This is a genomic window from Sphingobium sp. TomTYG65 (assembly GCF_055395525.1).
This window is the reverse complement of record NZ_AP027331.1, coordinates 1,056,207-1,069,940: the sequence shown is the minus strand read 5'-3', so window position 1 is coordinate 1,069,940 and position 13,734 is coordinate 1,056,207. Positions and strand designations below refer to the sequence as shown.

Sequence of the window (13,734 nt, the reverse complement as noted above, 5' to 3'; positions counted from 1 at the left end):
CCTTCGCCCTGAGCCTGTCGGAGAGCGCTTCGACAGGCTCAGGGCGAACTGTTCTTGTTCAGCGCTTGTCTTATGACATTGCGGTCCGTTTGGGTCATGCTGGATTGCCCGGGCCGGGGTGGCCACCCCGGCCCGGGCGGAAGGGGACGGATCGTGAAAGCGCCGGTCGTTGTGGGACCGGGTTAGAGTAGGATCGCCCCTTTCTTTTCCATCAGGCCCGAACGGATACCGGGGTTTTGGACCCGGATGACAAGCATGGGACAGCGGAAAAGATGAGCGACAATCTACCACAGACGATCGGCATCGACATCTCCAAAGCGAGCCTCGACTGCCATGTCCACCCTGCCGGCGCCGAGCGCCAGTTCGCCAACACCGCCAAGGGCCACAAGGCGCTGATCGCCTGGCTGCGACAATGGCCGGTCGAGCGGATCGCCTATGAGGCAACCGCAACCTACCATCGGGCGCTGGAGGCGGCTCTGGCTGCCTGGCCCTGCGTGAAGCTCAACCCGGAGCGCGCCCGGCGCTTCGCCCAGGCGACTGGCATTCTGGCCAAGACCGATCGCATCGATGCCATGTTGCTGGCCCGTATGGCGGCCACCTTGCAGCCGCCGGTCAGACCCGCTCGAAGCGCACAGCAGGCGCAGATGGCGGAGCTCATCAATGCCCGAGACGGCCTCGTGCGCGATCGCACCGCGCTCAAGAATCGCGAGAAGAACCTCACCATCGCCTTCCTCAAGCGCCAGTGCCGGCAGCGGCTCGAGCAGATCGATCGGCATATCGAGGCGCTCGATACCGAGATCGCCAACCTGATCGCCGCCGATGCCGCGCTCGCCCGCCGGCATGAGATCCTCACCAGCATCGCCGGCGTCGGAACGCTGACCGCCAACCAGCTCATCGCCACCATGCCCGAACTCGGCAGCCTCGAGAACAAGCAGGCCGCATCCCTCGCCGGCCTCGCCCCCGTCGCTCGACAGTCCGGACAATGGAAAGGCAAGAGCTTCATCCGTGGCGGACGCGCCAACGTGCGGCAGGCTCTCTATATGCCGGCCCTCGTCGCCGCCCGGTACAATCCCGATCTCAAGGCAAAATATCAGCAGCTCGTTACTGCCGGGAAGCCCGCCAAGATCGCCATCACCGCCGTCATGCGAAAGCTCGTCGTCACCGCGAACGCCCTGCTCAAAGCCGATCGATGCTGGACGCAATCTCCAGCTTGATCATCACGGATACTCTAACGGGGCGCAGACGCCCCCACTCCCTCCAACGAAACGCTGCCGCTCCCAGCTTCGCGCCGCGCGATCAGCGCGAACAGCATGGCGACGACGGAGCAGGTGCAGACGATCGCCGCCATCACCGGCTGATAGTCGCCAGCCATATCATGCAGCCATCCAGCGGCAGGCGGCAGGAAGAAGGTCAGCGGCACGCTGAACATGCCGAACAGCGCGACCGCGCGCGCCATGGCGGCAGGACCGAAACTGTGCGCGAACAGCAGGCTGACGCTGGGGAAAACGCCCGGACCGCTCGCCCCGATCAACAGGATGGCCAGCGTCATCGGCGGCAGCGATCCGGTCAGGCCGATGATCGTCCAGCCAAGCGCAAGGCCGCTCGCGACCACCGCCAGCGACCGTGCGCCGCCCAGATGATCGCACAGCCAGCCGATCGCGACCGCGCCCAACACACTCGCCCCGCCCATCAACGAGGCGAGCAAGGCCGCCTGCGCCATCGGCAGGCCGCGCTCCACCGACACCGCGACCATATGCACCGATCCGACGATGCCGGTCGCGTTGAGCAGTCCGGCCCCCACCATCGCCAACCAGAATAGCGGGTGAGAAAGCAGGCCCCGCGCCCGCCCCGCCGCTCCGTCCTGATGGACGTCACCCGCCGCTACCGGCGCGATCGGCGCTTCCCTAACACCCAGCAGCAGCGGCACCGTCAGCAGATGCAACGCGGACAATGCCAGATAGAGGCCGGGCAGGCCGAAATTCTGGATCAGCGCCAATCCGGCCATGGGCGCTGCGGCCAGCACCACCGGCATTGTCGTAAGGCCGATCGCGCGGCCCCGCGCTTCGGGGAACCAGCCGCTCGCCAGAAGGCTGGCGGGCAAGGTACCGGAAAGCCCGACGCCCGGCCCGACCAGCAACGCATAAGCTGCGAGCACGACCGTCATGTTCCATGCAACGCTAAGCAAGGCGTAGCCCGCACAGCACAGCAGTGCGCCCGCCACCATGATGGAGCGCAGGCCGAACCGCCTTGCCAGCGACGCGACCAGCGGCCCGCAGAGTGCCGTCATCAGCACCACCAGCGACAATCCAGCGGAAACGGTCGCGCGGTTCGCGTCGAACCTGTCCTGCAACGGAAGGATGCTGACCCCGAACCCCCCATAGGCGCAGCCCACCGCGCAATTCTGCGCGACAAAGGCGCGCAACAGCATCGAACGGCGCAGAGAAGGATCGAGGGCGGAGCCCGCCAGGTCAAAACGAATCATGCCGAGGCGGTAGCAGCAGGCGAAGCCGCTATTCCAGCGCCCCCGATCTTGTTCCCCGCTGGCGGAAATGGCCTTTACCTCCTCCTTTCAAAAATAAATGAATGGGCGCTCGTAAATTATTGACTGGCGCACGCCTCCGGATAAAAAGGATGTGACGCAGCAAAGCCGGAACCGCGATTCCGGCACGATTGTGACAGGAGAGCCAGCATGCGGATCATCGACGTCGACAGCCATTTCAACGAGCCGACCGATTGGTTCGCAAAGGCCAATCCCACGCTCGCCGCAAAGCTGCCGAAGATGACGGCCGCCGAACAGCTGATCGACATTCTGGTCGGCGACCTCTTCTCCTCCGTCCCCCCGGCCCTGCGTCCCGACCCGCTCACCCTCATCCCGCCCGTCGTGGTGGACGCCTATGAACGGTCTTTGGCAGGTGGCGACCCGCCGCAGATCGCGATCGACTCCGGCTCCTTCTCGCCCGAAGCCTATCAGCCCGAACCGCGCATCAAATGGATGGATCAGCGCGGCATCGACAAGCAGATCCTTCTGCCCTCCAACGGCTATCACCCCTACCGGCATGCGATGCGCAATGCGCCGGAACTCGCACTCGCGACGCTGGAAACCTATAATCGCTGGTCCACCGAGCAGCTGGCTGGCTATACCGACCGCTTGATCCCCGCCACGGTCGTTGATCTGATGGACGTCGAATGGTCGATCGCGCAGGTCGTCGCCGGTCGCGAACGGGGCGCCCGCGCCGTATTCGTGAAGGCCGATCCGCACGGGGGCAAGGCGCTCAACCATCCGGACTTCGAGCCATTCTGGGCGACATGCGAGGATCTGGGCGTCGCCATCCTCTTCCATGTCGGCGGCGGCCGGGCGGCCATGCACCCGGGCTGGGCGAATAATGGCGGCGACATCGCGGCCTTCTATCGCCTTGCCAATCTGTCGCGCCGTTTGGTGCCGCAACTCGCCGTCGCCTCGCTCATCTTCGGCGGCGTGCTGGAGCGTTATCCGCGTCTCGCCGTCATCGTGTCGGAACTGGGAATCGACTGGCTCCCCGATTTCCTGGAAGCGATCGATTTGGAAGCCGATGACAAGCGCCCGCGCATGTTGAGCTTCGCGCCTTACAGCTATCCGCTCAAGCCCAGCGAATATGTGCAGCGCCAGGTGCGCGTGTCGGTGGTCCACCAGCAGGACATGCTGCGCCCGACGATCGAACGCGTGCCGGAAGGCATCATCGTCTTTTCCTCCGACTTCCCGCATGTCGAGGGACATCAGGAAGCCGTCGCCCTTTACGACGCACAATTGGAGGGCCTGCCCCAGTCCACGCGTGAAAGCTTCTTCGGCAAGTCGGCCGCCGACCTGCTCGGCATCTGATGCCGCGACGGTGCAAGGGAGGGCAAGGGCAGTGATCAAGGCTTATGCGTTCACCAAGATCATCGTCGCCGATCTGGCGGCGATGGAGCGCTTCTATGTCGACGTTCTTGGCCTGTCAGTGCGAACGCGGATCGCGGTGGACAAGCCAGGCTATGCGATACGCGAAACGGTGCTGGTCGTGGGCCAGTCCGAAACATTGCTCAACCTGGTGCAATATCTGGACCGCCCCTGCCCGACGCCGGGTGAAGCGGTCGTCGGTCTAGCCGTCGATGACATGGACGCTGTGATCGCGGCGGCGACCGGCGCGGGGGGATCAGTGATAACCCCGCCGGTCGATGTTCCCGACCACCAGCTGAAGGTCGCCTATATCGCCGATCCGGAAGGGCATTTGCTGGAACTGCTCCAACCGCTCGATTGATGAAGAGGCGGGGGAGGATCGCAACAGACGATCCTCCCAGGCGCGCCCTCCACCTCTGATCAGGCCGACGGCAACCGGCTCGCGCCCGCCACCGCTCCGCTACCTTCCCTGCCGCGCCAGCAGATGACGAGGATCGACAGCGCATGCCCCAGCGCTGGCCCGACCGCGAAGAACAGGTGCATGCCCGCCAGCCCCTCTGTCCCCGAAGATCGCGGGTCAAAGCCGAGCAGGCCAATGACCGGCAGCGCAATCCCCACCGCCACGGCATAGGCCGCATTGGTGGTGACGTTGAAGACGGACGAGAACAGCCCGGCCCGCTCGATCCCGCTGCTTTCCCGATGGCGGTCCGCCACATCGTAGATCATCGACCGCAGCATCAGATTGCCCGACCCTTGCGTCAGCCCCTGCCCCACGATCAGCAGCACGAACAGCCACATTCGGTCCGGCGTCAGCAACAGCACCATCAGGTTGATCGCCACCTGCACCGCCTCCGCCATCACCAGCGTGCGCAGCCGCCCGAAGCGGTAGCTGATGCGCGCCCACAATGGCGCCGCGATGATGCCGAAGGCATATTGCAGCATCAGCAGCAGGGCTGGCGACGCCATGCCCATGTAGCGCGTGACGAAAAACAGAAAGACGGCGGTGCGGAACCCCTGCCCCAGCGCGACGAAGAAGTCCGACGCGACGATCCGCCAGAGCGCCCTGTCGCGCAGCACGGCGCTTATCCCCTGCCGCCAGTTCACCGCGACGGACGGCCGCGACGGAACAGCCGGCTCACGGAACAGCAGCGCGATCAGCAGCATGCCCACAGCCAGCACCGCCGCCACCAGCGCGCCCATCGATCCCACCCGTATCTCCGGATTGCCGCGCCCCATCGCGTCGAGCAGCGCAGGCAGGACGAGGACCAGAAAGATGCCGATCGACGATCCCGTCTGGATATAGGCCTGCACGCGCGCACGCTCGACGGGTGACGCCGCCATCTCCCCGCCCCAGGCGTAAAGCGGCGTCGAAGTGGCGGTCCAGCCCAGGCACAGCAGCAACAGCCAGCCGCCCAGATAGAGCGGGCTCGCCCCAACGGGCGGCGAAAATACCGCGAAGAGCGACAGCAGGAACAGCAGCCCGCCACCCAATATCCACGGCTTGCGCCTGCCCATCTTCGTGCGCGTATGATCCGACGCCCATCCGATTATCGGATCGGCAGCTGCGCTCCAAAGGCGGCTGATCATGAAGACCAGCCCCACGGTCGCCAGGTCCATGCCGATGGCGGTCGCGTAAAAGGCCGGCAGATAGGTCTGGAGCGGAATATTGAACCCGCCGGTCGCGATGCTGGTGACGGAAAAGGCCGCCAGCCTCGGCCCCGATTCGCGCGCCTGGTCCGTCATGATGCCAAAATGCCCCTCTATTTTACCGTCCGCGCGTTCCAGATGACGATTATGAAATCCGCTCAGGCGCTAATTTCCGAACAATCTTCCGAATTGCATATTTTGCAACGACGGATGTCTTTATTATTTGCTGTTCCACATGCTATCGGCCCCCCATTCCATTTTCAAAGGGGATCATCATGAAGTTTTCTTTCGCTTTTGCAGCGGCTTTGTCGCTTGCTCTTCCCGCTGCCGCCATCGCCGCCGACGCACCCGTCATCAAGGACCGCGCCCTGGTGAAGACCGTTGACGGCCGCAAGGTCGGCTTCATCGACCGCGTGCTGAAGAATGCCGCTGGCGAACCGACCGGCGTGCAGATCATCTACAGCGGCCGCTTCGTCGTCATCCCCGCCACCACGCTCAGCGCGGCGGAAAAGGGTCTGGTGACCAGCCTGACCGCCAAGGAAGTCAACAAGCTCTGATTTCGATACGCATGGCCGCTCCGGCGGCCATGCTATTGCCGTTGCGAGTTGATGTTGCCGCCATCGACGATGATTTCCGCCGCTGTCATGTAGCTCGCCTCGTCCGACAGCAAAAAGCGGATGACGCGACCCAATTCCTCCGGCGCGCCATAGCGGCCCATCATGATCCTGCGCTCATAATGGCCGGGCAGGGCCGCCTTCGTCCCCGCCATGATCGGCGTGTCGATCATCCCGGGACTCACCGCATTGATGCGCACGCCATCGGCTGACAGTTCGTCGGCCATCGAGCGGACGAGCGAGATCACCGCCCCCTTCGCCGCGCTGTAGATCGGGATCATGCCGTTGCCCAACGTTGCGTTGATCGACGACAGCGCCACGATCGCGCTGCCCGGCAGGCTGCGCAAATCCTCCCGAAAAGCCTGTGTCATCAGCACGATGGACCGGACATGCAGTGCGATCCCGGCGTCCCAATTTTCCGGCGTCACGCCATCGATGCCCGTCGTCTCCGCCGTTCCCGCGCAATGAACGATCCCGCCCACCGGTCCGATCGCCTCCCGCGTCGCGATGGCGGCGGGGGTCACCGCCTGCGGGTTGCGCAGATCGACGCTGAACCCAACCGCACGCACGCCATAACGCTGGCTGATGATATCCGCCGCGCCTGCCGCGCCATCCGCATTGATATCCCACAGCGCCACCGGACGCCCCACTGCGGCAAGAGCATGGGCCGCAGCCAGGCCGATGCCCGACGCGCCGCCGGTGATCACCACACCGGTCGCGGGTGAACCGAGCTGCGGCGAGAAATCAGCCTGATTGTCCAATACCGCCACGAACCTCTCCCTTCACCGCTCGACAATTTTAAATCGATCCGCCTTCTTCCGTTCGTTTCGAGCGAACGGATCACCCTCAAACCACCGCGCCCAAGATGCTCTATCGCCGCTCCAGGTCGCGGTAGGCCGCCGCAACAATGTCGGGCCGCATGGCGCCGTTCAGCCAGCTTGGCCAATATTGCGCGAGGTAGAGTAGGAAGAAGCGGCGCTCCGGGTCCATCCAGCACGCCGTGCCCGCCGCCCCCGGCCAGCCGAACACGCCAGCAGGCACATCGCCCGGCCAATCGAACATGCCGCCGGTCCGCTCGCTGCGCGTCAGGGAAACGGACATGCCCGCGCCAAAGCCGACGCCCGACAGCGTCTGGCCGATGGGCAGGTCCACATGGGTGACAGCCTCGGGCAACAGGTTGGACCGGGCCAGCCGCACCGTCTCTGGCTTCAGCACCCGCACGCCGTCCAGCTCGCCGTCGTTCAGCAACATGGTGGCGAAGCGCACATAATCTTGCGCCGTCGACACCAGCCCGCCACCGCCCGCCGGATAATAGGGCCGCGCATAGAAGCTGTCGGACGCATCATCGGCCAGCGCCCATTTCCCGTCCTTCTTCTCGGGCAAGTCGGCGAAGCGCGCGACCTGGTCGGGCCGGATCGAAAAGCCGGTGTCCACCATGCCTAGCGGTTCGAACAGGCGGCGCTGCAGGAAGGTTTCGAACGGCATGCCCGACGCGACTTCAATGACCAGTCCCAGCACATCAAGCGCCACGCTGTAGTCGAAGCGGGTGCCCGGATCCGTCGCCAGCGGCAGGGCGGCGATCCGCTCGCCCAGTTCGGCGAGCGATGTCGGCGTCGGCAGCTCGCCCGGCCCCGCAATGCGTTCGCGCGTACCGGGCGCCACCCCATGCTTCATGTAGAGTGCGCCCAGCGTCATGCCCGCCATGCCAAATCCGGCGGTGTGGGTCAGCAAATGCCGCACGGTGATTGGACGCGCGGCGGGACGCGTCACTTCCGGATCGTCGCCTTCCATCACCCGCATGTCTGCGAAGGCGGGCAGGATTTCGCTGATTGGCTGATCCAGCGCGATCACGCCATCCTCGATCAGCATCATCGCGGCGATGCCGGTAATCGGCTTCGTCTGGGAATAGATGCGGAAGACGGAGCGTTCATCAACGGCAGCGCCGCGCTCGTAACCCAGCCTTCCCTCCGAATGATAGCGGACCGGCCCACCGACCGTTCCCCATGCCAATATGCCGCCGGGGATGACGCCATCCTCAATAAATTTGTGGAGCGTAGCCTCCGTTTCCGGCAGGTCGATCATGGCCTCCAGCGTTTCGGGCATGTGCGGCTATCCTCTTCTATCTTCCGGGCGCTGTTAGACCTCGCCCATGTTCGTGCGGCGCGTTCAGCGCGGTCCCATGCGGATCGCGCCGTCCAGACGGATAACTTCGCCGTTCAACATCGGATTGTCGATGATGCTCTGCACCAATTGCGCATATTCGGATGGCTTACCCAATCGCGAAGGGTGCGGCACCTGCGTACCCAGCGAATCCTGCGTCGCCTGGGGCAGACCCTGCAGCATCGGCGTCAGGAAAATGCCCGGTGCAATCGTCATCACGCGGATACGATGTTGCGCCAGGTCGCGGGCGATCGGCAAAGTCATGCCGACGACGCCTGCCTTGGACGCTGCATAGGACGCCTGACCGATCTGTCCTTCAAACGCGGCGACCGACGCCGTGTTGACGATGACCCCCGCCTCTTCGCCTTCCACATTGGCGGCGGCGAGCCGGGCGGCGAAACGCGAGATGACGTTGAACGTGCCGATCAGGTTGATCTCGACCCCCTTGCGGAAGAGATCGAGCGAATGCGGCGCGCCGTCCTTGCCAATGACGCGCGCACCCGGAGCGACCCCGGCGCAATTCACCAAGATGCGCGGCGTGCCCAGTCGCTCGGCAGCAGCCGCCAGACCGTCATCGACGGATTCGGCGCTGGTCACATCGACGCGGTGGAAACTGCCGCCCAGCCGCTCGGCCAGCGCGCGCCCCGCCTCTTCGTTAAGGTCGAAGATCGCCACCCGCGCGCCCCGGCTCGCCAGCATTTCGGCGGTTGCCGTGCCAAGCCCCGACGCGCCGCCGGTTACGACTGCACATAGATCCTTCACATCCACAATCGCTTCTCCCTCGGGTCAGAAGTCCAGGCTTACCGCCTGATCGAACTGAACGAAGCGGCGCGCGATTTTCCACCCCTCGCCCGTCTTGACGACCGTGTCGCGTTGACGGCCGGTCACGACGATCCGCGAACCCATCGGGTTATGGCCCGCATTGACGTTCATGAAGGCATAGTCGGCAAAGACCTGCCCATTTTCCTCGCTGACGATCATGTTGAAATTATAGTGGCGGTTCTTGCCCTCAGCCTGCCGATCCGACTCCTTGGCATGTTCGACCTGCGCTTCGATGCCTTCGTAACGGATGGTGATGCCTTCCATTTCGGTGACGACATCGGGCGTATAGATCTTCGCCAGCCCCTCCCAGTCGCCGAAGTCGGAACAGCGGGTGAAGCGCGCGATCAGTTCCTGAACCGCGACCTTGTCTTCCAGCGTGATCATCTCTCTCTCCAACTATTATTGCTTGTCATACCATGGGAAGAAGGACGGCATCTGCGACGCCTTGCCCGTAAATTGCGCGGGGCGCTTTTCATTGAAGGCGCGCACGCCTTCGCGTCCATCGGCCTGGCTTGTGTAGAACACCGCAAGAGACTCGGTCAGATGCGCCTGCCATGGGTCCGGCTGCGCACTGTTGCGGTTCAGCATCTGGCGGATCAGCGCGATCGACACAGGCGAACGATCCTTCACCAGCGACCGGGCGAAGGCTTTAGCCTCATCGACCAGCGTTTCGGCCGGGAACACACCGCGCACCAGACCCTTTTCATGGGCTTCGGCCGCGTCGAAAATATCGGCCTTGTAGGCCCATTCCAGCGCCTGCTCCAACCCGACGATGCGCGGCAGGAAGAAGGACGAACAGGCTTCCAGCGTGATGCCCAGCCGCCCGAAGACGAAACCGAAGCGCGCCTTTTCCGACGCGAACCGGAAATCCATGGGCAGCAACATGGTGGACCCGATGCCGACCGCCGCGCCATTCACCGCGCCCACGATGGGCTTCAGGCAGTCATACATTGCCATCGTCACGCGGCCGCCGGTGTCGCGCACGCCCTTCAGGATCGCCGGATCGTCGCTACGCTCGCGCAGATCCTCCATGGTGGGCGTCATGCTCTCGTCCAGGCCGAAGACATTACCGCCGACCGACAGGTCCATGCCGGCGCAAAAGGCGCGGCCCTCGCCTGTCACGACGATGACGCGAACCGCATCATCCTGGCTCGCGCGGCCATAGGCGTCGATCAGCTCCTCGCACATTTCAACGGTGAAGGCGTTCAGATTGTCGGGCCGATTGAGCGTCAGCAGCAGGACGCCGTCATCCTCGACTTCATATCGGATGGTGTTGTAGCTCTTGCTCATGGTCACTCCGCAGTCAGGGCCGTGGCCCGGGCAAGCGCGTCGCGGCACTCGCCCACGATCCGCTCGATCAATTCGGCGCAGGTCGGGATGTCGTCCATCAGGCCGATGCCCAGGCCCGCCCAGACCAGGCCGCCATCGACCTCGCCGCTCTCCAGCGCCGCACGCCCGCGCGCACCGGCGACCAGCGCCTTGATATTCTCGAAGGTCGCGCCGGGCTCCCGCTCCTTGACGTTCACTTCCTCGGCGACGGCGTTGCGGAAAACGCGCGCCGTATTGCGCAGCTGGCGGAAGATCAGCGTCGTGTCGCGCTCGCTGCCCTGGACGACCGCCTGCTTGATCGCCTCATGGATCGGCGCTTCCTTCGTCAACATGAAGCGCGTTCCCATCGTCACGCCTTCGGCGCCCAGCGCCAGCGCTGCGGCCATGCTGCGGCCGGTCGCCATGCCGCCAGCGGCCAGGATGGGGATGTCGAGCGCGCGGGCGGCGGCGGGGATCAGCACCATGCCCGGAATATCGTCCTCGCCAGGATGGCCAGCAGCTTCGAACCCGTCGATGGAAACTGCATCGACGCCTGCGCGCTGCGCCGACAGCGCATGGCGGACGGCCGTGCACTTATGCACGATCTTCACCCCCGCCTGCTTGAAGCGGGCGATGAACTCCGCGGGGCTCCGGCCCGCCGTCTCGACCACGCCGACGCCCGAACCGGCGATCACCTCGCAATAGGCTTCATAGGGAACAGGCTGCGCGGTCGGCAGGATGGTCAGGTTCACGCCGAACGGCTTGTCCGTCATCGTACGGCACCGTTCGATTTCAGCCGCCAACGCCTCAGGGGTAGGCTGCGTCAACGCCGTCAGGATACCGAGCCCCCCGGCATTGGACACCGCCGAAGCCAGTTCCGCACGCCCAACCCACTGCATCCCACCCTGAATGATAGGATAGCGTGTCCCCGTAAGCTCTGTAATCCGCGTTTTCATTCATTAAATCCCCTTATGTTCAAGCCGCCTCCGCTTCGCCCCACCCCAATTTAGCGAGCAGAGGATATTGCGCCGCCAGTTCTTCTGCGTGCGCCGACGCGGCAGTGCCGCGCAATGCTCTGGCCTTGATACCATGATAAATGGCGGCAAGACGAAACAGCGCGAATGCGCGGTAAAAACCGATGTTCTCAATCCCATCCCGTCCCGTCCGGCGGCAATAGGCAGCGATATAATCCTCTTCGGGCATCAGGTTCAGCGCCGCGATGTCAACCCCGCGCAATCCGGACAGGATCTCGGGCGGCAGGCGGTACATCATGATATGATTGACGAAGTCCGCCAAGGGATGCCCCAGCGTCGACAGCTCCCAGTCGAGTACTGCCGCCACGCGCGGCTCGGTCGGGTGAAAGACCATATTGTCCGCGCGGTAGTCGCCATGCACGATCCGGCTCTCATCGCCGGCGGGAATGTTCGCCGGAAGCCATTCGATCAGCCGATCCATATTGGCGTCGCGGCCCGCGGCCTCATCGCTCAGATATTGGCGGGACCAGCGCGCGATCTGCCGCTCGAAATAATTGCCCTTCTTTCCGAAGTCGTCGAGGCCCAAGGCTGCCGGATCAAAATTGTGAAGCTGCGCCAGCGTCGCATTCATCGCTTCGAAATAAGCAGGCCGCTCTTCTGCGGGCACGGATTCGAAGCGGGAGTTCCAGAAGACCCGCCCCTCGACACATTCCATGACATAGAACCAACTGCCGATCACAGCTTCGTCAGTGCACAGGCCAAAGACTCGCGGCACCGGGAAGCCGGCCTTACCCAACGCGCTGATCACCCGCGCCTCCCGATCCACGGCATGAGCGCCCGGCACCGTCACACCCGGCGGCTTGCGCCGCATGACGAAGGAACGGCCCGGCGTGTCCAGCCGGAAGGTCGGATTGGACTGGCCGCCCTTGAACTGCCGAACGGTCAGCTCCCCTTCCGCCTCCGGCACATGATCGCGCAACCAAGCCCGCAGAGCGTCCTCATTGAAACGATGCGCCTCGCGCACATCGGTAAGGCCCGCATTCAGCTCTTCGACATTCATGACCGGCCCGATGCCTCGCGCTTGATCTTCTTGGCCAGCGACCATTTATGCACCTCGGTCGGCCCGTCATAGATCCGGAAGGCTCTAATTTCACGGAACACTTGCTCGACGATCGTGTCGTGGCTGACGCCGGTGCCGCCCATGATCTGAACACAGCGATCCGCCACACGGAACAGGGTTTCGGATACCGCGACCTTTGCCATGGAGCTTTCGGTGATCGCCTTCTCCCCGGCATCGAGCGCGTCGGCGCACCAATCGATCATCAACTCGCACTGCTTCAGGTCGATGAGGTTGTCGGCCAGCATGAAACCAACGCCTTCATGGTCGATCAGCGGCTTGCCGAACGCGTGCCGCTTGACGGCATATTCGGTCGCGATCTCATTGGCGCGCGTCGCCGCGCCCAGCCAGCGCATGCAATGGGTCAACCGCGCAGGAGCGAGGCGGATCTGCGCATAGGCAAAGCCTTCATGCGCCGCGCCGAGGATCGCCGACGCAGGCAGGCGCAGATTTTCCACCTTCACGACCGCATGGCCGCCCGGCATTGAACTGTCGATCGTGCTGATCAACCGTTCCTGCTGAAGCGCAGGGTGCGGCAGGGGGACCAGGAACATGGTCGCGGAAGGCGTGCCATCCTCCCGCTCGGTCTTCGCCATAAGGATAGCGAATTTCGCTCCGTCGAAACCCGTCGCGAACGCTTTGCGTCCGTTCACGACCCATTCGTCGCCCTGTAATTCGGCGCGCGTCTGCATCATCGATGGATCGGACCCGGTGCCCCCATCGGCCGCCGGCTCCGTCATCAGGAAGCAGGATCGGCCCTCGCCAGCCACCATGGGGTCGAGAAACTGCTGCTTCTGCTCCGGCGTCGCGACCTTCCCGAGCAGGAACATATTGCCTTCGTCGGGCGCGTTGGTGTTGCACGCCAACGGACCCAGCGGCGAAAGTCCCGACGCGCGCAGAACCCGCGCCGTCGCCCGGTGGCTGAGATGGCCGCCGTCGGGGCGGATATGCGGCGTCAGTACCCCGGCTTCACGCGCCTTGGCGCGCATTTCCTGTACCAATGAATCGAGCGGCCCATGATCGTCCCGGCGGCTGTCCGTCTCATAGGATACGACGATGTCGCGGACGAACCTTTCGACCTTTTGGGCTATAGCTCGCCCATCCTCATGATCTATGGTCGCCATCTCCGCTCCTTTCGTTTGTTGGCGCTTGCCAAGGCCAGAACCACAATGCAAGGTG

Annotated in this window: 14 protein-coding genes; 4 read left to right on the top strand and 10 right to left on the bottom strand. The window is 64.2% G+C overall.

The features are described from left to right. Positions 1–272 precede the first annotated feature (272 nt). Positions 273–1,214, top strand: a complete 942-nt coding sequence (locus tag ACZ5Y5_RS18630; RefSeq protein WP_464808018.1) for an IS110 family RNA-guided transposase — start codon at positions 273–275, stop codon at positions 1,212–1,214. A 14-nt stretch (positions 1,215–1,228) separates the two neighbouring features. Here ACZ5Y5_RS18630 and ACZ5Y5_RS18625 read toward each other — a convergent pair whose 3' ends face one another. Further along, the gene (locus tag ACZ5Y5_RS18625; RefSeq protein ID WP_464810909.1) at positions 1,229–2,482 is read right to left on the bottom strand and encodes an MFS transporter; all 1,254 of its coding nucleotides are present in this window, start codon (positions 2,480–2,482) and stop codon (positions 1,229–1,231) included. 207 nt (positions 2,483–2,689) lie between these two features. On the opposite strand from ACZ5Y5_RS18625, the gene ACZ5Y5_RS18620 reads away from it, so the two are divergent. Both ACZ5Y5_RS18620 and ACZ5Y5_RS18615 read left to right on the top strand, forming a co-directional pair. Next, positions 2,690–3,856, top strand: coding sequence for an amidohydrolase family protein (locus ACZ5Y5_RS18620; protein WP_464810908.1), 1,167 nt, complete (start codon positions 2,690–2,692; stop codon positions 3,854–3,856). A gap of 31 nt (positions 3,857–3,887) precedes the next feature. Continuing rightward, a complete protein-coding gene (locus ACZ5Y5_RS18615) occupies positions 3,888–4,274 on the top strand; it encodes a VOC family protein (protein ID WP_464810907.1) in 387 nt (128 codons plus the stop codon). A 59-nt stretch (positions 4,275–4,333) separates the two neighbouring features. Here the strand turns inward: ACZ5Y5_RS18615 and ACZ5Y5_RS18610 are convergent, their stop codons facing one another. Continuing rightward, positions 4,334–5,656 carry an MFS transporter gene (locus tag ACZ5Y5_RS18610; RefSeq protein ID WP_464810906.1) on the bottom strand — a complete coding sequence of 441 codons (1,323 nt, stop codon included), beginning with the start codon at positions 5,654–5,656 and terminating at the stop codon, positions 4,334–4,336. Between the two features lie 179 nt (positions 5,657–5,835). Between ACZ5Y5_RS18610 and ACZ5Y5_RS18605 the strand changes: the two genes are divergently transcribed. Continuing rightward, positions 5,836–6,117 (top strand): hypothetical protein, encoded by a 282-nt coding sequence (locus ACZ5Y5_RS18605; RefSeq protein ID WP_464810905.1) that lies wholly within the window; start codon positions 5,836–5,838, stop codon positions 6,115–6,117. Between the two features lie 32 nt (positions 6,118–6,149). Here ACZ5Y5_RS18605 and ACZ5Y5_RS18600 read toward each other — a convergent pair whose 3' ends face one another. From ACZ5Y5_RS18600 to ACZ5Y5_RS18565, 8 genes are all read right to left on the bottom strand, one after another. Next, the gene (locus ACZ5Y5_RS18600; RefSeq protein WP_464810904.1) at positions 6,150–6,944 is read right to left on the bottom strand and encodes an SDR family NAD(P)-dependent oxidoreductase; all 795 of its coding nucleotides are present in this window, start codon (positions 6,942–6,944) and stop codon (positions 6,150–6,152) included. Between the two features lie 100 nt (positions 6,945–7,044). Next, positions 7,045–8,277, bottom strand: coding sequence for a serine hydrolase domain-containing protein (locus tag ACZ5Y5_RS18595; protein ID WP_464810903.1), 1,233 nt, complete (start codon positions 8,275–8,277; stop codon positions 7,045–7,047). A 63-nt stretch (positions 8,278–8,340) separates the two neighbouring features. Then, positions 8,341–9,102 (bottom strand): SDR family NAD(P)-dependent oxidoreductase, encoded by a 762-nt coding sequence (locus tag ACZ5Y5_RS18590; RefSeq protein WP_464810902.1) that lies wholly within the window; start codon positions 9,100–9,102, stop codon positions 8,341–8,343. Positions 9,103–9,120: 18 nt separating this feature from the next. After that, a complete protein-coding gene (locus tag ACZ5Y5_RS18585; protein ID WP_464810901.1) occupies positions 9,121–9,540 on the bottom strand; it encodes a nuclear transport factor 2 family protein in 420 nt (139 codons plus the stop codon). A 15-nt stretch (positions 9,541–9,555) separates the two neighbouring features. Next, positions 9,556–10,446, bottom strand: a complete 891-nt coding sequence (locus ACZ5Y5_RS18580) for a crotonase/enoyl-CoA hydratase family protein (RefSeq protein ID WP_464810900.1) — start codon at positions 10,444–10,446, stop codon at positions 9,556–9,558. 2 nt (positions 10,447–10,448) lie between these two features. Then, positions 10,449–11,420 (bottom strand): NAD(P)H-dependent flavin oxidoreductase, encoded by a 972-nt coding sequence (locus ACZ5Y5_RS18575; RefSeq protein WP_464810899.1) that lies wholly within the window; start codon positions 11,418–11,420, stop codon positions 10,449–10,451. Between the two features lie 19 nt (positions 11,421–11,439). After that, a complete protein-coding gene (locus ACZ5Y5_RS18570) occupies positions 11,440–12,498 on the bottom strand; it encodes a phosphotransferase family protein (RefSeq protein WP_464810898.1) in 1,059 nt (352 codons plus the stop codon). Next, entirely contained in the window at positions 12,495–13,679 is a 1,185-nt protein-coding gene (locus ACZ5Y5_RS18565; RefSeq protein ID WP_464810897.1) for an acyl-CoA dehydrogenase family protein, read from the bottom strand. Before ACZ5Y5_RS18565 ends, ACZ5Y5_RS18570 begins: the two co-directional genes overlap by 4 nt. Between the last annotated feature and the right edge of the window lie 55 nt (positions 13,680–13,734).

What these genes read in the sequence shown, in the direction of transcription:
- ACZ5Y5_RS18565 (WP_464810897.1), bottom strand. Translation starts at nt 13,679, where the DNA reads ATGGCGACCATAGATCATGAGGATGGGCGAGCTATAGCCCAAAAGGTC.
- ACZ5Y5_RS18580 (WP_464810900.1), bottom strand. Translation starts at nt 10,446, where the DNA reads ATGAGCAAGAGCTACAACACCATCCGATATGAAGTCGAGGATGACGGC.
- ACZ5Y5_RS18575 (WP_464810899.1), bottom strand. Translation starts at nt 11,420, where the DNA reads ATGAAAACGCGGATTACAGAGCTTACGGGGACACGCTATCCTATCATT.
- ACZ5Y5_RS18630 (WP_464808018.1), top strand. Translation starts at nt 273, where the DNA reads ATGAGCGACAATCTACCACAGACGATCGGCATCGACATCTCCAAAGCG.
- ACZ5Y5_RS18625 (WP_464810909.1), bottom strand. Translation starts at nt 2,482, where the DNA reads ATGATTCGTTTTGACCTGGCGGGCTCCGCCCTCGATCCTTCTCTGCGC.
- ACZ5Y5_RS18570 (WP_464810898.1), bottom strand. Translation starts at nt 12,498, where the DNA reads ATGAATGTCGAAGAGCTGAATGCGGGCCTTACCGATGTGCGCGAGGCG.
- ACZ5Y5_RS18595 (WP_464810903.1), bottom strand. Translation starts at nt 8,277, where the DNA reads ATGCCCGAAACGCTGGAGGCCATGATCGACCTGCCGGAAACGGAGGCT.
- ACZ5Y5_RS18620 (WP_464810908.1), top strand. Translation starts at nt 2,690, where the DNA reads ATGCGGATCATCGACGTCGACAGCCATTTCAACGAGCCGACCGATTGG.
- ACZ5Y5_RS18605 (WP_464810905.1), top strand. Translation starts at nt 5,836, where the DNA reads ATGAAGTTTTCTTTCGCTTTTGCAGCGGCTTTGTCGCTTGCTCTTCCC.
- ACZ5Y5_RS18585 (WP_464810901.1), bottom strand. Translation starts at nt 9,540, where the DNA reads ATGATCACGCTGGAAGACAAGGTCGCGGTTCAGGAACTGATCGCGCGC.
- ACZ5Y5_RS18610 (WP_464810906.1), bottom strand. Translation starts at nt 5,656, where the DNA reads ATGACGGACCAGGCGCGCGAATCGGGGCCGAGGCTGGCGGCCTTTTCC.